This window comes from Luedemannella helvata (assembly GCF_039528415.1).
GTDB lineage: Bacteria > Actinomycetota > Actinomycetes > Mycobacteriales > Micromonosporaceae > Luedemannella > Luedemannella helvata.
In genome coordinates, this window is record NZ_BAAALS010000028.1 from 36,259 (window position 1) to 52,770 (window position 16,512).

A 16,512-nucleotide genomic window follows, 5' to 3' on the forward strand; every position below is an offset into this window, starting at 1 on the left:
TATTACGACAAATCGGTATTCATGGCGTCGATATCGCGGCACTGGGTCTGTCCGACCCGTCCGGTGCGGTTCCGGGCGCTGGCGGCGGCGGCCTGCTCGGCGGACCCGCGCGCCTGCCCTGTCGGTGGGGCGACGGTACCTGGATCGTCGTCGGTCCAGGTGCCGTCGCGGATGACGCTGGAACCGGACTACGCCGGCGTCAGCACTTCGACCCCGTGCATGTCGTCTCCTCGGGCCGCGACTGCTCGTCTTTCGACGACGCGTTGAAGAACGCCGCGAGAATGACCGCGATGCACAGGCCGATGAAGAGGTTCTTCACGGTTACCTCCGGTAGCCGCCCAACAACCCTCAGTTGTAATGACGGTAAGGGCTGTGCCGCCCGGCGGACCGTGATCGCGCGTGAGTGAACGGGTTCAGTCACCACCGGTGGCCGGCCGGCCCTGTCGGGCTGGCCGGCCACCGTCGGGAGGTGCCGCCTCAGGCGGGCTCCGGCCCGGCCACGCGGGCGACGGTTTCGCGCCGAGGTCGGCGCCCACGCAGGACCTTGACCGCGATGGTGGGGGAGAACAGCTTCTGCGGCGGGTCGATCAGGTTGGCCACCCGCAGGAACGCGCGGCCCACGGCGGCGTCGCGTTCGGCCACCCGGTGCAGCCGTCCGATGTACCAGTTGAGGAAGCGGACCTGCCCGGTGCGGGGTCCGACCACGCTCGGGAAGCGCAGGTCGGCCGTGACCGAGATGCTCCACGGGATGGCGATGATCTTCGCTGCCGCCCGGAAGTAGCGCCGGGCGAGGTCCTCGCGGCCGGCCGCGAGGCAGGTGCGCAGCGCGTCCGCCTCCACCGCCGCGGTGGTCATTCCCTGGGCGTACGCCGGATTGAGCGCGCACATCGCGTCGCCCACGACGACCAGGCCCGCCGGGAAGCGGCGCAGCTTGTCGTACCGGCGCCACGTGCTGGCCGGCAGGCGCATGCGGTGCGGCTCCTCCACCGGCTCGGCGTCGTCGATGACGCCGTGCAGGTCGGGGACGGGCAAGCCCGCCGCGTACGCCAGGTAGCCCGCCTGATCGGTCGGCGCGACGTCGTCGCCCATGCCCATCAGGGTGACCATCCAGCGGTCGTTCTCCACCCCGACGACCACCCCGCCACGCGGGTTGCCGGTCGTCATGCCGACCACCACGGCCGCGCCGTCGTAGTCGTCCGGCTTGCGCCGGTACGTCGACGACACGTACGTGAGGCCGGCGTCTACCTTCTCCTCTTCGGGCGCCGCGTAGCCGAGCGCCTTGAGCCAGGTCGGGCCGCGGTTGCTGCGACCGGTCGCGTCCACGACGAGATCGGCGTCCAGAGTGGACTCCGTGCCGCCCTCGCGGACGCGTACGCCCGTAATGGTGCTGGCCCCCTCGTCGGCGACCAGGCCGAGCGCCTCCGCCCTCGTCACGATGGTGACCTCGGGCACCGCCGCGAGGCGGGTGCGGACGTACCACTCCAGCAGGGGACGGCTCACCGACAGGGCGATCATGTCGGCGGCCTCCTGGCACAGGAGGTGGCCGTCGTTGAACCAGGCGACGTCGCGCTGCGCGTCGCACGCCACGGCGCCGTGCTCGCGGACGAGGTCGTCGGTGAGGCCCGGGAACAGGTCCTCAAGGATCTCCCGGCCCCGGGCGAGCAGCCCGTGCGCGTGCCGGGCCTGCGGCACGCCGCGCCGGGCCAGGGGCCCGTCAGGCAGGGTGTCGCGGTCGACGACCGTGACCCGGGCGAAGGACTCCGTGAGCACGCGGGCGGCGAGCAGCCCGGCCATGCTGGCCCCGACCACGACCGCGTGCCCCGTGCGCTGTGCGGATTGTGCGACCATCTCTGGCTCCTGTGTGAGGTTTCTGTGTCCGTCACACGGTGTGCCGACGTGCTTGCGGAGCGCTTGACGCGGGCTTGGGTTCGGCTTACCCGGCCGCCGGGACCGGGTGGCTCGCCACGAGCAGCCCGCCCGGGTCGACGGCGGCGCGGATCGCGCGCAGCCGGTCCCACGCCGCCGGATCGAACCCGGCGCGCACGTCGCCGCGTTCGGCGGCCAGGCCCAGGTAGCGCCGCCCGGTCGCGTACGGCGTCAGCGCCGCGAGGCCGTGCCGGGCCGCGGCGGAGCTGACGAGCAGGAACTCACCCTCCACATGCGACAGGGCGCCCGCGTTCGGGTGCCGATCGGCCAGGGCGCCGCCGAGGTGGCGCAGCTCCACGTCGGCGCCCGCCGCGACGGCCAGCAGCGCGTCGGCGTCGACCGACCCCAGCAGCAGGCCGTCGCGATCGTCCGGGCGGGGACCCTCCGGCTCCAGGTGCAGGCGGGCCAGCGCGGCCGGCTGAACGGCGGCGAACGTGTCCACCTCCGGCCGCAGCGCGCGCAGCGGCGCGAGCGGCGCGCCCGCCGCGCCGGTCACCGCCCCGCTGATCACGACGATGCGCCGGCCGCGCAGCTCGGCGGGCGCGCCCGCCGGCGCGGGCATCACCCGCAGCGTGGTGGTCGCCGTCCGCGGGGCCGTCGCGGCCCACGCCACCCATTCCGGGAGTACGCGCTCAGCGCGCGCCGCGTCCCACGCGAGCATGCCGGCGGTGACCTCGCCGACGTCGTGCAGGGCGAACTCGATCGCGGTCACGACGCCGAAGTTGGCGCCGCCGCCCCGCAGCGCCCAGAACAGGTCAGGCTCGTGGCCGGCGTCCGCGCGTACGGCGTCGCCGCCGGGCGTCACCAGTTCCACCGCGGTCACGCTCGTCGACTGCAGGCCCCGCTGCCGGCCGTACCAGCTCAGCCCGCCCGACAGGGAGTAGCCGACCACGCCGACGTCCGGGGCGGCCGGGTGCAGGGCCGCCAGCGGCGACACCGCGCCGACCACGTCGGCCCACAGCATGCCGGCGCCGACCCGGGCGCGCCGGCCGGCCCGGTCGACCGACAGCCCGGTCATGGCGGCCGTGCGCAGCAGCACGATGTCATCGAGCGGCCCGAGCGCGGCCGCGAGGTGGCCGGTGCCCTGTGGCGCGACACGCAACCCCACGGCGCGCGCCGCGCGCAGCAGCGCCGCGACCTCGCCGGCGTCCGCCGGATAGGCGACCGCGGCCGGCCGCTGGTCCACGGCCGTGTTCCAGGGCGTGCGCGCGAGGTCGTACGCGGGATCGCCGGGCAGGTGCACCGCCCCGCCGCACAACCCGCGCAGCGTCACCTGCGCCGCCGTCGGCTCCTCGATCATTATGGGACCCTGCCCCGCGCCACTTGGCGCCGACTTGACGCCTACTGAACGAGGCCGCGCTCGCGCAGCGCCGCGAGCGTCGTCTGCACCAGGCGCGGGGTGACCAGCAGCGCCTGGGCGATGGCGCGCTCATCCGCGCCGGCCGCCGCGTGCTCGGCGACCAACCGCTCGGTGCGGGTCAGCGCCGCCTCGGCCACCGGCGGGGGCGGCGGGACCCCGGCGGCCGCGAGCCGGGCGGCGACGGCCGAACGCAGCCCGTCCGCGCCACACCGCTGCGCGATGTCGTACGCCTCGGTGAGCAGCGGCACGGCCGCCGCCCGGTCGTGATGCGCCGCCAGCGCCGCCAGCGCCCGCCCGTACTCCAGGCGCGCCCGGCTGCCGGCCAGCAGCGCCACGGCCGCGCGCAGATCGTCGCCGCCCTCGGGCCCCTTGACCTCACCGACGACGCGCAGCGTGCGACCGACGAGGCCGGGCGTGCCCCAGGCGCGGGCGGCCCGGAGCTCCTCGGCGAGCAGCACCAGCGCCTCGTCGCGACGGCCCAGCCCGGCCAGCGCCAGCCCGCGCAGCGTCCGGGCGGGCCGCCACACCGGGTTGCGGGTGGCCCGCTGCACCAGGCGTACCTCGTCGAGGGCGGTCAGCGCCGCCTGGTGGTCGCCCTCCTCGATGAGCAGCCGCGCGTGCGCCTCACCGAACAGCCGGGACCCGTCGCCGTAGCGCGCCCGGTGCCGCACGCCCTCCAGGAAGGTCCGCGCCCCGGCCACGTCACCCCGGTCGATGAGCATGCCGATCGTGAACGCCTCCGTGTACGGCAGCCCGACGCTCGAGCCCCAGATCGCGGACTGCTCGTGGGAGGTGGTGACCGACTCCAGGCCGGCGCGCAGGTCGCCGGACTCCCACTCCGCGTACCCGCGCCACAGGTGGGTGGCCAGCGCGGAGAACATCGCCCCGCGCTGGTGGGCCCGTTCGAGCGCGCCGTCCCAGAACGCCGTCGTGTCCTCGCCGGCCATGTGCAGCACGACGCCGGCCACGACCCACAGCAGCCCGATGTCGACGTCCATGAGCACCCCGTCGGCGAGGGCGAACCGGGCCAGCTCCACCGCCCCGGCGCGGTCCGTGCCGTCGATCAGCTTCTCCCAGGCCAGATCCGCGGCGAGCATCCGGGCACCGGGGCCGTCGCCGACGACGGCCGGGTTGCCGACGCGCCACAGGCGCGGGTCGAGGTCGTGCATGTAGCCGCCGATGCGCTCCAGGCCCTTGAGCCCCTGCCACTCGTCGACCAGGTCGTCGGGCAGTTCCCCGGCCGCCCGGGCGGCGAACGCCGTCGCCGACCCGGGGGTGCCCGCGAACACCATCGTGCGGGCCAGCATCTGCGCGACCGCCGCGCGGCGTGCCGGGTCCGTGATCAGGTCGTACGCCGCGCGCAGGTCGGCGATCGCGGCCGGCCCGTCGGCCATCGACTCCAGGCGGCCCAGTTCCTGCAGCACGTCGGCGCGCGCGTCCGCGGGCGGCGGTTCGAGCAGCGCGCGGCGCAGGTACCGGGACGCCGCGTCCGGCGTGCCGCGGTCGGCGGCCGTGGCGGCGGCCGAGCGGAGCACGGCCACGACCCAGGGGTCCGCGCGGTGCGGTACGTGCATGAGGTGCGCGGCCACGCGTTCGGCCGGCGCATGCGCGTCGTGCAGGATCCGGGCGGCCCGCTCGTGCTGCAACTGCCGCTGCCCGGGCGGCAGGTCGCGGTACACCGCGTCGGCGACCAGCGGGTGCACGAACCCCAGCGGGTACTCGTCGCGGAGCACCTCCGCCTTCGCGAGCGTGGCCACGACCGCGGCCGCGTCGTCCTCCGTGGACCCGCACAGGGCGGCCACGGCGGGCAGCGTGGCGCCGTCGCCGAGCACGGCGATCGCCCGCGCCGTCGCCGTGGCGGCCGGTGGCATGCGGCCCAGGCGCATGAGGACCAGGCTGGAGATGGCCCGCGAACCGATCGCGGTGACCGTGTCCGCGTGTGACGAGTCCGGCCGCACGGCCTCGGCCTGCAACGCGCGCAGCAGTTGGCGCAGCAGCAGCGGGTTGCCCGACGTGGTGCGGTGGCACGCCGTCACGAACGCGGCGTCGGCGTCGGCGCCGAGCCGACCGCGCACGAGGTCCGCGACGCCCGTGGCGCTCAGCGGGCCGGGCCGTACCGTCACGGTGGCCGGGTCGTGCGCGAGTTCGGCGAGCAGCGCCTCGTCGGCGTGCGGCTCGCCCGTGCGCAACGTGGCCACGACGAGTACGGGCAGGTCCTCGACGCGGCGCACCAGGTAGGCCAGGAAGCGCAGCGAGCCGCTGTCGCACCACTGCACGTCGTCGACCGCGAGCAGCAGCGGCGCCCGGGCGGACAGGTTCACGGTCAGCCAGTACAGGCCGTGCAGGGCGGCCAGCGTGCCCTCCGAACGCGCCCGGGTCGCGTCGCCGGCGACGTCGAACACCGGGGCGGCCGACGCGGCGGCCCCGGCCATCAGCTGGCCGGCCGCGTCCGGATCGGCGACGACCGGCTCGAACAGCTGGCGCACCGCGCCGAAGCCGTACTCGCGCTCCAGTTGGCTGCCGCGCGCGGTGAGGACGCGGATGCCGTCCCCGGCGGCGATTCGCCGCGCCTCGGCCAGCAGCCGGGTCTTGCCGATGCCGGCCGGTCCCTGCACGAGCGCCAGCCGGCCCTGCCCGGCCAGCACGTCGTGCAGGCACGCCCGCAGGTCCGCCATCTCGGCGCCCCGCTCGACCAGCGCCTCGCCGGCCGGCGAGGCGCCGATGACCGGCTGTTCGGCGGTGAGCGGTGCTGACGCGGGGGCGTCCGGGCGGGCGGGCGGTGCGACGGGCTGTCGCGGCAGGGCCAGGGCCGGGGACTGGGCGAGCACCTCGGCCTCGAGTTCCCGCAGCGCCGGGCCGGGATCGACGCCGAGCTCGTCGGCGAGGACCTGCCGCGCCCGGCGCAGCGCGGCGAGCGCGTCCGCCTGCCGGTGGGCCCGGTAGAGCGCCAGGACCAGCAGCCGCCAGCGTTCCTCGCGCAGCGGCTGCTCGCCCACCAGCCGTTCGATCTCGGGTACGAGCACGGCGCTCTGCCCGCAGGCCAGGCGCGCGGCCACGAGCTGTTCGCGGGCGACCTCGCGCAGCTCGCCGAGGCGGGCCGCCTCGGCCTGAGCCCACCGGTGGTCCGCGTACTCCACGAGCGCCGGTCCCCGCCACAGGTCCAACGCGGCACTCAGGACGGCCGCGGCGACGGCGGGGTCGGGCTGCCCCGTGGCGCGGTGCAGGTCCCGCTCGAAGCGCCACGCGTCCACGGCGTCGTCCGGTACCCGCAGGGCGTATCCGGGGCCGACACTGACGATCACCGTGCCGCGCGACCGGGCGGTGCGACCCGGCTCCAGCCGGCGACGCAGGTGCGACACGAACGCCTGCAGCGCGCCGGTGGCCGTGGTCGGGGCGTCCTCGCCCCACAGGTCGTGCACGAGCCGGTCGGCACCCACCGCGTCGCCGCGGGCGAGCACGAGCAGGGCGAGTACGGAGCGCTGGCGGCGCCCGCCGAGGTCGAGGGGTTGCCCGCCACGGGCGGCGCTCACCTCGCCGAGGACGCTGATGTGCAGGGCCGACTCGTGGTGCCCGCCGTCAGGCATTCATCCCTCCGACCCGGCTCGCGCGTCCGCCTTGGTGCACGCTGAGCATAGTTGGCTGAGCGTTCTGTGACGGTCGGCCGAATCGGCAGGGTTGCCGGCGGCCCACGAGGGACAGCTGGTGTGGGCGCACCGCTAGTGCTGCGGCGCTTTGGCGGGCCGTTCCGTCCGGACGTGGGGCTCGCGGTCGATACGCAGCTCGCGCTCGAGTTCGGCGACCAGCTCCCGCAGGTCGTCCAGGCGCTGACTGATCATGATGCGGTCGATGTCGTCGGGGACGCCGTCGTGGTCCTCATCGGTGCCGAGGCTCTCGGTCATCTCCAGCCGGCGCGCCTCCTCCATCGAGTTCACGATGACCGCGATCAGGATGTTGAGCAGCAGGTTCACCGTCACGATGACGTAGCTGATGTAGTACACCAGCGTCCACGTCGACAGGGCCATGCCCTGCTCCATCAGGTCGGGCAGGGTCTCCAGCGACAGCAGCACGAACAGGGTCAGGACCGCCTGGCCGAGCGTGCCGTAGTCGTCGGGCTGATGCTCGGCGAAGATGAGCCAGCCGGCCATGCCGTACACGTAGAGGGTGACCACGGCGAGGGCGAGGAACCCCGTCACACCTGGCAGGCTGCGTAGCAGCGCGGCGACGATCGTACGCAGGCCGGGAAAGAAACGCACCAGGCGCAGGACCCGCGCGATGCGGATGACGCGCAGCATCGCCGAGTCGCCGTGCAGGCCGGGCAGGAACGCGGCGACGATGACGACGAAGTCGAAGATGTTCCAGCCGTGTTTGAAGAAGTCCTGCGGCCGCCGGCCGTAGGCCAGGACCCGCAGTGTGATCTCCGCGACGAACACCACCCGGAAGATCCACTCAAGGGTGCGCAGGAGCGGCGCGGCGACGCCGAGGTCCGGGTACGTCTCGATGCCGAGGACGATGGCGTTGGCGCCGATCAGGACGATGATGGCGATGTCGAACGGTCGCGACTCCGTCACCCTGGCGCACCACGCGGTCAGCCGCTCGTGCGTCACTTCCTCTGCCTCCTGACGGCCCAGCGGCCGACCATCCATAATGGACAGACCGGCACCCGCGTTGGCGTGCGGTCGGTCATGTTACCGGCATCGGATGGTGTTCGGTCTGACGATAAAGCGGGGGCGCCCGCCGTTCGGCGGACGCCCCCGGACGCGTCAGTTCTCAGGCAGCCGCGCAGGTCAGGGTCGGGGCGCTGTTCGTGCCGGTCGCCGACGCCAGGAACCCGAACTCGGTGCTCGCCCGGGCGGCCAGGTTGCCGTTGTAGCTCACGTTGCGGGCGGTCACGGCCGCGCCGGAGGTGGTGACCGTGGCGTTCCACGCCTGGCTGATCGCCTGTCCGTTGCCGAACGTCCAGGTCACCGTCCAGCCGGTGAGCGGCGCGGCGCCCGCCACCACGGTCACGGACGCCTGGAAGCCGCCCGGCCACTGGTTGACCACGGCGTACGTCGCCGTGCACGCGCCGCCGGCCGTAACCGGAGCGCTGGTGACCGGCTGGGTCGTGACGACCGGGCTGGTCGGCGGCCGACTCGACACCGCCGCCGAGGTGACCGGCGCCGACGTGACCGGGGCGGAGGTCGCCGGCCGGGTGGTGGGCGGCGTGGACGTGGGCGTGCCGTTGGAGATGCTGCCGGGGACCGATCGCAGCGCCGCGTACCAGGCGGCGGCCATCTTGTCGTACCCGGTGGCGTTGGGGTGCACGTTGTCCGCGAGGTCGGCGGTGGTCAGCGCGGCGTACATGTCGACGAAGTGCACGCGGCGTCCGGCGTTCACCTTCGCCTGCACGATGCCGGGGATCGCCGAGTTGAACGATCGCACGCTGGCCTGCATGTTGCCGTAGCCGATCGGGATGATCGAGGCGACGAAGACCTCCGCGTTGGGCGCCGTTGAGGTGATCTTGTCGATCAGCCCGGAGAGCCGGTTGGGGGCGTTGGACAGGTCGCGGTTCTGCGTGATGTCGTTCGTGCCGATGTGCAGCAGTACGGTGCGGGGCGTGTAGTTGCGCAGCCAGGTGACGATGTTGGCGTCCAGCTGGTCGATGCGCCAGCCGGAGTGGCCCTCGTGGTCGTGGTCGCCCAGGCTGGCCGGGCCGTTGAACTGCGAGCCGACGAAGTCGACGGTGTAGCCGCCGCCGACGAGGCGCTGCCACAGGCCGTTGCGGTATCCGCCGGGCACGTTGAAGCCGTCCGTGATCGAGTCGCCGAGCGGCATGACGCGCACGCCGCCGTTGGACTCCGCGTACGCGGACGTGATCGTCGTGACGGCCGCAACCGCCGCGAGGGCGACGGCGGCGGCCGCGCTGATCAGTTTCCGACTCGCTTTCGACATGGTTCCTCCACCGATCCGACGTGGGCGAACGCGCGGGATCGAAACATATCCACGTCTGCCCTTCCATGGGAACATATTCCAGAGAATCGCCGAAACATTTCGGATGCGGTGCGGCAGGAGACACATCTGCCGGCTGGCCCACTGGAACTCTCAACGCCGGCCCCGGCGGCGCTCAGATCGCGCGTCGCAGCGTCACGAGGCCCGCGACGGCCACGTCCCCGAGCCCGGTGCCGGTGGCCGCGTCGAGCACCGCCACCCGATCCGGTAGCCCCACGTACAGGCGGCTGCCGTCGCGGCTGGCCGCGAGCCCCCGGATCCCGCCGGCCACCGGCCAGGTCGCCAGCACCGACCCGTCGCGCGGACGTACGACGTGCACGGACGAGTCCCCGGACAGGAACAGCAGGTCGCGGGCCGCCGCGGCGTACGCCGTGCCGCCGGAGCGGGGCACCGACACGACGGCCGGCTGCTCCGGCGTGCCGGAGCCCAGCAGGGCGGCGTTGATGACGGCCAGCGAGCCCGACGCGGCGTCGAGCACGTAGACGGACCGCTCATCGGGGTCGGCGGCGATCGTGTGGGCGGTGCCGGTGCCCTCGCCGAACGGCGCGGGCAGGTCCACGCAGTACGCCCACCGGGCGATGAGGTTCAGGCTGTGCACGAAGGCGTGCACGCCGGTGGACCGGCCGGCGAGGCGGTCGCGGGTGTGCCGGTGATCGGGCTGGTGGGTGTAGAGCGTGTAGAGCATCGACTGCCCCGGGTTGAACACGGCCAGGCGGCCCTCGCCGGCCATCTCCTCCTCCGCGCCGGGCGGCACCGGCACCTTCGCGATCGTGTTGAGGGGCGTGAGCGCACGGCTGGCGAGGTCCACGCAGCGCACCCGGTAGTGGCGCGGCGCGGTGGCCGGCAACCAGTCGAGCACGAACAGCCCATCCCCGCCGGCCGTGAACGCGTCCGGCACCAGGTTGCCGGGCAGGTCGAGGCGGACGGGCTCCGTGTCGGCGCCGGCCACGACGATCTCGGTGCGCCTGCGGCCGGCCGGCAGAAAAGCGGTCGCCCCGGGGCCGTCGGGGGCGGTCAGCGCGACGAGCCGGCCGTCGGCGGAGCCGGCCCGGGGCACCCACCGGCCGGCGAGCCGCCGCGTGTCCACGACGCTGCCCGACCGGGTGTCGATCGTGTGCAGGGTCGTGTCGTCCCCGGCCGCCTCCGCGCTGAACAGCCGTGCGCCGTCGAGGCTCAGCACACCGGCCGCGAGGGCCGGCGCGACCCGCGCGCCGCGCACGGCCGTCACCCCGTCGGCGACGTCCACGACGAGGACGTCGCCGACGCTCACGGGCGTACCCGCTGGTTTCGTGCCTGTGGTGTCCCGGCAGCCGACGAGGGCGACCGCGGTGCCGATGCCTGCGGTGGCGAGCAGGCGACGTCGAGTCATCATGTGCCGTTGACACCGTGGGAACCGGATCGGTTCCCGCGGTGTCGGTGAGGTGAGAACCTCGACACCGGGAGGACGCGGTGGAGGACACCGAGCTTGTGCGGTTGGCCCGCAACGGCGACCGGGCGGCGTTCGACACGCTGCTCGCGCGCCATCTGGCGGCCGCGCGCCGGACCGCGACCCTGCTCGGCGCGGGCGACGACACCGACGACGTGGTCCAGGAGGCGTGCGTCAAGGCGTACCGGCGGCTGGGCGACTACCGGGGTGAGTCGCCCTTCCGGGCCTGGCTGCTCGCCATCGTCGCGAACGAGACGCGCAACCTGCACCGCTCGCGCCGACGCCGCGACGACATGACCGCCCGGATGGCCGCCGTGACCGGCCGTGGCGAGACGGTTCCCGACCGCCCGGTGGACTCCGCGCTCGTCGCCGCCGACCGCCGGTTGCTGGTCGACGCCGTGCGCGGGTTGCCCGAGGGCGAGCGGGACGTGGTGGTGCGCCGGTTCCTGCTCGACATGAGCGAGGCCGAGACCGCCGAGGACCTCGGGGTGCCCCGGGGCACCGTCAAGTCGCGCGCCTCGCGCGGCCTGGCCAAGCTGCGCCTGCGGCTGGGCGCGGCCGTGGCCGTCCTGGCCGCCGTGGCGGTCGTGATCGCCGTGCCGCCGGCCCGCCGGGCCGTCGCCGGCATGGTGGAGGACGTGCTGCGCTTCGCCGGCATCGAGGTGGACCTGCGCGCCGCGCCCGTCCAGCTGCCGCCCACGCCCGCCCCGCTGCCGTCGGCCGAGCCCACCGACCTCGCGGCCGCCCGCGCGGCGGCCCGCTTCCCGATCGGGGTACCGGCGGCGTGGGGCGTGCCCGAGCGGGTCGAGGTCGCCGACCCGGGGCCGGACGGGTCGCCCCGCGTGGTCTCCCTGATCTACCGGGGCGGCGCGGCGCGCGTCGACCAGTTCGACGGCGTCCTGGACGGCGCCTTCGCCAAGTCCGCCCCCGACGCCGAGTGGACGGACGTCGGAGGCAACACGGCGATGTGGCTGCCGTCCCGGCACCCACTGACCTACGTGGACCGTGACCTGCGACGACACACCGAGTCGGCGCGGTTGGCGGGGCCGACGCTCATCTGGCAGGTCGGCATGGTCACCTACCGGTTGGAGGGGGTCGCCTCGCTGGACGAGGCCCGGGCGGTGGCGGGCTCGGTGCGATAACTCACCGGACGGTGGCTTGTGCGTCGCCGTCCCGGCTGGTCAGGATGGCTTGTGACCTGGTCCACGACCGACGACGTGCACGCGTTCCTCGCCGCGGCCGGCGGGTTCCTCACGGCCGACCCGGTGGCCAACACCGCGCTGCTCACCGAGGCGGCCTACCTCGCCGCGTGGCCCGACGACGACCCCGATCAGCGCTACGGCTGGTGGCAACCGGACGGTGACGCGGTCGCGGGGGCGTTCCTGCGCGCGCCGCGCCACAAGCCGATCCTGTCGACCCTGCCGGACGACGCCCTGCCGGGGCTGGCCCGGCTGGACCCGAAGCTGCCCCCGCTCGGCATCGACGGGCGCCTGGCGGAGGCGGCCGTGGCGGCGTGGCGCGAGGTGGGCGTGGAGCTGGCGGAGCGGTCCCGGGTCCGCCTCTACCGACTCGACAGGTTGCGCGCCCCGATGCCGCCGCCCGGCCGGCCTCGGGTGGCCGACGAGGGCGACCGGGACCTGCTCGTGTCCTGGTACGAGGCGCTCATGGCGGCCCACCCGGACGACCCGAGCGATCGGGCCTACGTGGTGGACGACCCGCTCGCCGAGGGCGGCATCACGCTGTGGGAGGTCGACGGCGTGCCCGTGGCCATGGCCGGCCGCAGCCGCGTGGTCGCCGGCATGACCCGGCTCAGCGCCGTCTACGCGCCCGAGGACCCGCGACACGGCGATGCCGCGTTCGTGGCCGCGTGCGCGGCCGCCCAGCGGGTGGCCGACGACGTGCTCGTCTTCGCGGACGCGACCGACCACGCCGCCGACGGGGCGTACCTGCGGTGGGGCTTCGTGCCCGTCCTGGACCGCGTCACGATCGGTTAGGCGGCGGCCCCGGCGGCGCGCTGGTGGCGGGCGATCACGCGCAGGGTCTGGGCCAGGCTGATCGCCTCCAGCGCGGACAGCTCCGGTCGCAGCAGCTCCACCGCGTACGAGTCGGGCCGGAAGCTGAAGGCGCGGGTGGTGGGGGTGATCCGGCCGACCAGCCCGACCGTGTCGCCGAATTCGAAGGTGCGGTCCGACCAGGCGCTGACCTGTCGGATCGTCAGGGACCGGCCGCGGGCCAGGGCCACCTCGGCGCCGTTGAACGGACGCCAGCCGCCGGGGCGCACCGCGACGACCTCGCGTCCGTCGGGGGTCATCACCGGGTACCGGCGCCGGAAGAAGCCGTGCGGGCGGCACTCGGCGACCAGTGCGCCGACCGCGTCCAGCACCTCGAAGCGCTCGGCCCACGTGTGCCAGAGGATCGTGGCGACCGCCTGGCCGTCGGGCAGCAGGACCGGCGAGCCCTGCACGCGGAACTCCTTGTCGGGCATGTGGAGGGTCCCGGTGAACGGCGCTTCGAGCTGCATGTCCTCACGGTAGGTTGTCGTCACAACCGGCGCGCATAAGATCATCGGTGTGCCGATGAGCCCCGAGGCCGCCTTGCGGCCGGCGTACCCGATCCGGACCGAGCGGCTGACGCTGCGCCCGCTGACCCCCGCCGATGCCGATGACCTGCTCGGTTACCGCAGCCGGGCGGACGTGTGCCGGTACCTGCCGTTCGAACCGATGACCCCCGAGGCGATCGCGGGCCGGCTGGCCGGCGACTGGGCGCGGGTGGCGCTGACCGACGAGGGGCAGGCGCTGACCCTGGGCGTGGCGGACACCGCGACCGGCGAGCTGGTCGGCGACGTGGTGCTGTTCTGGCACAGCCGCCTGCACGGGTCCGGCGAGATCGGCTACGTGCTGCGGCCGGACGTCGTCGGGCGCGGGTACGCCACGGAGGCGGCCACGGAGCTGCTCCGCCTCGGCTTCGACGGGCTGGGCCTGCACCGGATCGTGGCGCGCCTCGACGAGCGCAACGAGCCCTCCGCGCGCCTGGCCCGGCGCCTGGGCATGCGCGGGGAGGCCCGCCTGGTGCACAACGAGTTCTTCAAGGGCGAGTGGAGTACGGAGCTGGTGTTCGCCTTGCTGGACGTCGAGTGGCGGGCACGCGCCGGCTAGGACAGTGCCCGCTCGTAGTACTCGATCTTCGCGGTGATGTACCGGCGGCGGTCGCGCAGCGTCGCGATCTGCTCGCCGACCCGCTCGTCGTGCTCGCGCAGCAGCGCGATGCGCTCCGCGAACGTGTGGTCGCCCGCGCGGACCAGCTCGGCGAAGCGCAGCATCTGCGCGATCGGCATGCCGGTGTCGCGCAGGCAGCCGATCGTGCCCAGCCACTCCACGTGCGCCTCGGTGTAGCGGCGCTGGCCGGCCGCCGTGCGCTCGACGTCGCTGAGCAGGCCGATCTTCTCGTAGTACCGCAGCGTGTCGAGGCCGAAGCCGGTCTTCTCCACGACCTGGGCGGGGGTGTAGGCGCTCACGCGGCCATCGTTACAGCTGGAGTCCGCTCCAGGTCAAGCGGTTGACCTGGAGCGGACTCCAGCTCCGAGAGTGGTCGGCATGAGAATCGCACTCGGCACGATCCCCCTGGGCAGCGCGGTGAGCCAGCGGGACAGCTTCGCCATCCTGGACCGCTTCGTCGACGCGGGCGGCACCCTGCTCGACACCGCCAACAACTACCCGTTCTGGGTCGAGGGCTGCACGGGCGACGAGAGCGAGGCCACCATCGGGGCCTGGCTCGCCGCGCGCGGCAGCGCCGTGCGCGACCGGGTGTTCGTCGGCACCAAGGTCGGCGCCCGGCCGGTGGTCCCGGGCGACCGGACGCTCGACAACACCGAGGGCCTGTCCGCGGCCGCCATCAACGCGGGCATCGAGGGCAGCCTGCGCCGCCTGCGCACCGACCGCGTCGACCTCTACTGGGCGCACGTCGAGGACCGCTCCGTCCCGCTGGAGGAGACGCTCGGCGCCTTCCACGGCCTGGTCAGCGCGGGCAAGGTCCGCGAGCTGGGCGCGAGCAACCTGCCCACGTGGCGGCTGGAGCGGGCCCGGGCCCGCGCCGCGACGCCCTACACCCACGTCCAGCTGCGGCACACGTACCTGCGCCCCAGGCCGGGGGTGGCGCTGCCCGAGGGCGGCCACACGCTCGCGTCGGAGGAACTTCTCGGGTACGTGCGGGAGGAGCCCGACCTGACGCTCTGGGCGTACAACACGCTCATGTTCGGCGCGTACACACGGGCTGACCGGCCCATTCAGGAGATTTTCGACCACCCGGGCACGACGGCGCGCCTCGCCGTGCTGCGGGAGGTGGCCGGCGAGCTGGGCGTCACGGTCAACCAGGTGGTGCTCGCGTGGCTGCTCGCCGACAACGTGGTCCCGATCGTGGGGGTGTCCACGATGGACCAGCTGGAGGAGGCGATCGGGGCGGCCGACGTGAAGCTGGACGCCTCGGTTCTGGCGCGGCTGGACGCGCCGGCGTGACGGCGGGGCGTCCGGCCGGCGGCGCGGCGTTAGCGGCGTGACGGCGTTAGCGGCGCGACGGGGGCGGCCAGTGGGCCGGCAGCTCAGCGTTGCCGGCCCCCTGGCCGGGGGCGCGCGGCGTCCATCGGGGGAGGACTACGCCGCCGCGCCGGAGTGGGCGAGGGTGTTGGTGCGCCGCTCGCCCGGCCGGATGGGGCAGAGCGCCTCCGGCCTGGTCTTCCTGGTCCCCGCCATGCCCCCATCGTGCTGGCGGCGCGGGAGCCCGACCACGGCTGACGGACACCCGTCCGGGTGACCAAGGTCCTCAATCGGACAAATCTTGCAAATCCACAGTGGGTGGTCACTGGGTGAGGGTGCGGAGGCGGGCGCTCAGGGCCTCCGCGCGCTTGATGTACGCGGAGTAGTCCGTCTCGCGCCGTTCATCGGCTTCGGCCACGTCGGTGAACAGCGTCACGTAATCGGCGGCGATCGTCTGGTACCGCGCGGCGAAGTCCGGCGGGCTGCCCGGCCGCCGGCGCTTGGCGCGCTTGGCACCGCGGGCCGCGACCACCGGCTCGGGGTTGGTGACCCGTTTGCCGGCCAGCGCGAGCTGGTACTTCCCGTCCAGGTCGATGATCTGCTGGGCGACGACGGCGGCGGCCGCGCTGAACTGGGTACGGCTGTCCGCGGCGTCCTCGCGGCGGGTGTGCGTGGCGAGCACCGCGCGCCCCGCCCGCCGCGCCGCCACGAACAGCAGCAGCGAGCCCAGCGCCACACCGCCCAGCGCGGCGCCGGCGACGAGGAAACGCGGCAGCGAGGGGCTGATCGTTCGGGCGCCGTCCGGAAGGTAGCCGAGCTTCACCAGTTGGTCGTAGTTGACGACGACGACCTTCACGGCGTCGAGCCACCGGTCGGCGAACGCGTCGACGCCGTCGGACACGGTCGTCTCCACCACGGCCCGGCGGCCGAGGGTGCCGCCGTCGATGGTCGAGCAGCCGTACGTGTCGACGTCGTCGCCGCCGTCGGCCTTGAGCAGGACGACGAGGGTACCGGCGGCGGCCCGTTTCACGTCGTGGCACGTGTCGCGGAGGTCGTCGGCGGGCGACATGATGATCACCACGAGGTGCCGGTACCCGATGACCCGCTCGGCGGCGGCCTCGTCCAGGTCGACGCCCGGCGCCGCGTACACGGACGAGGTGCGTACGTCGCGGGCGACCGCGGTGTCGAAGACGCCGCCCGACCACAGCGCCCAGCCGGCCAACCCGAGGCAGGCCAGGGCGGCCAGGCCGAACGGGGTGGGCAGGAGTCGCGCGATCATTGTC

13 protein-coding genes are annotated in these 16,512 nt (G+C 74.3%); 4 read left to right on the forward strand and 9 right to left on the reverse strand.

Features of this window, described 5'->3' with window-relative positions:
• Positions 1-477 precede the first annotated feature (477 nt).
• The 6 genes from ABD191_RS23465 to ABD191_RS23490 all read right to left on the reverse strand — a co-directional run bounded on the left by ABD191_RS23465 (position 478) and on the right by ABD191_RS23490 (position 10,646).
• On the reverse strand, positions 478-1,848 hold the full coding sequence (locus ABD191_RS23465) for an FAD-dependent oxidoreductase (protein ID WP_344086094.1): 1,371 nt from the start codon (positions 1,846-1,848) through the stop codon (positions 478-480).
• An 85-nt stretch (positions 1,849-1,933) separates the two neighbouring features.
• Positions 1,934-3,226 (reverse strand): FAD-binding oxidoreductase, encoded by a 1,293-nt coding sequence (locus tag ABD191_RS23470; RefSeq protein ID WP_344086097.1) that lies wholly within the window; start codon positions 3,224-3,226, stop codon positions 1,934-1,936.
• A 41-nt stretch (positions 3,227-3,267) separates the two neighbouring features.
• Complete coding sequence (locus tag ABD191_RS23475; RefSeq protein WP_344086099.1) at positions 3,268-6,870, reverse strand: ATP-binding protein; 3,603 nt, start codon at positions 6,868-6,870, stop codon at positions 3,268-3,270.
• A gap of 132 nt (positions 6,871-7,002) precedes the next feature.
• On the reverse strand, positions 7,003-7,854 hold the full coding sequence (locus ABD191_RS23480; RefSeq protein WP_344086102.1) for an ion transporter: 852 nt from the start codon (positions 7,852-7,854) through the stop codon (positions 7,003-7,005).
• Between the two features lie 199 nt (positions 7,855-8,053).
• A complete protein-coding gene (locus ABD191_RS23485) occupies positions 8,054-9,217 on the reverse strand; it encodes a cellulose binding domain-containing protein (RefSeq protein WP_344086105.1) in 1,164 nt (387 codons plus the stop codon).
• A 172-nt stretch (positions 9,218-9,389) separates the two neighbouring features.
• Positions 9,390-10,646: a YncE family protein gene (locus ABD191_RS23490; RefSeq protein WP_344086108.1), complete on the reverse strand. Its 1,257-nt coding sequence runs from the start codon at positions 10,644-10,646 to the stop codon at positions 9,390-9,392.
• Positions 10,647-10,723: 77 nt separating this feature from the next.
• Between ABD191_RS23490 and ABD191_RS23495 the strand changes: the two genes are divergently transcribed.
• Both ABD191_RS23495 and ABD191_RS23500 read left to right on the forward strand, forming a co-directional pair.
• Positions 10,724-11,842 carry an RNA polymerase sigma factor gene (locus tag ABD191_RS23495; RefSeq protein WP_344086111.1) on the forward strand — a complete coding sequence of 373 codons (1,119 nt, stop codon included), beginning with the start codon at positions 10,724-10,726 and terminating at the stop codon, positions 11,840-11,842.
• A gap of 51 nt (positions 11,843-11,893) precedes the next feature.
• Positions 11,894-12,694, forward strand: coding sequence for a hypothetical protein (locus ABD191_RS23500; RefSeq protein WP_344086114.1), 801 nt, complete (start codon positions 11,894-11,896; stop codon positions 12,692-12,694).
• Here the strand turns inward: ABD191_RS23500 and ABD191_RS23505 are convergent.
• Positions 12,691-13,221 carry an LURP-one-related/scramblase family protein gene (locus tag ABD191_RS23505; protein ID WP_344086117.1) on the reverse strand — a complete coding sequence of 177 codons (531 nt, stop codon included), beginning with the start codon at positions 13,219-13,221 and terminating at the stop codon, positions 12,691-12,693. The genes ABD191_RS23500 and ABD191_RS23505 overlap by 4 nt on opposite strands.
• A gap of 55 nt (positions 13,222-13,276) precedes the next feature.
• Here ABD191_RS23505 and ABD191_RS23510 point away from each other — a divergent pair, with 55 nt between their 5' ends.
• A complete protein-coding gene (locus ABD191_RS23510; RefSeq protein WP_344086120.1) occupies positions 13,277-13,855 on the forward strand; it encodes a GNAT family N-acetyltransferase in 579 nt (192 codons plus the stop codon).
• Here the strand turns inward: ABD191_RS23510 and ABD191_RS23515 are convergent.
• Entirely contained in the window at positions 13,852-14,214 is a 363-nt protein-coding gene (locus ABD191_RS23515) for a MerR family transcriptional regulator (RefSeq protein WP_344086123.1), read from the reverse strand. The genes ABD191_RS23510 and ABD191_RS23515 overlap by 4 nt on opposite strands.
• 79 nt (positions 14,215-14,293) lie before the next feature.
• On the opposite strand from ABD191_RS23515, the gene ABD191_RS23520 reads away from it, so the two are divergent.
• The gene (locus ABD191_RS23520) at positions 14,294-15,211 is read left to right on the forward strand and encodes an aldo/keto reductase (protein WP_344086125.1); all 918 of its coding nucleotides are present in this window, start codon (positions 14,294-14,296) and stop codon (positions 15,209-15,211) included.
• A gap of 340 nt (positions 15,212-15,551) precedes the next feature.
• Here the strand turns inward: ABD191_RS23520 and ABD191_RS23525 are convergent, their stop codons facing one another.
• Positions 15,552-16,508 (reverse strand): hypothetical protein, encoded by a 957-nt coding sequence (locus tag ABD191_RS23525; RefSeq protein ID WP_344086127.1) that lies wholly within the window; start codon positions 16,506-16,508, stop codon positions 15,552-15,554.
• Positions 16,509-16,512: the final 4 nt, after the last annotated feature.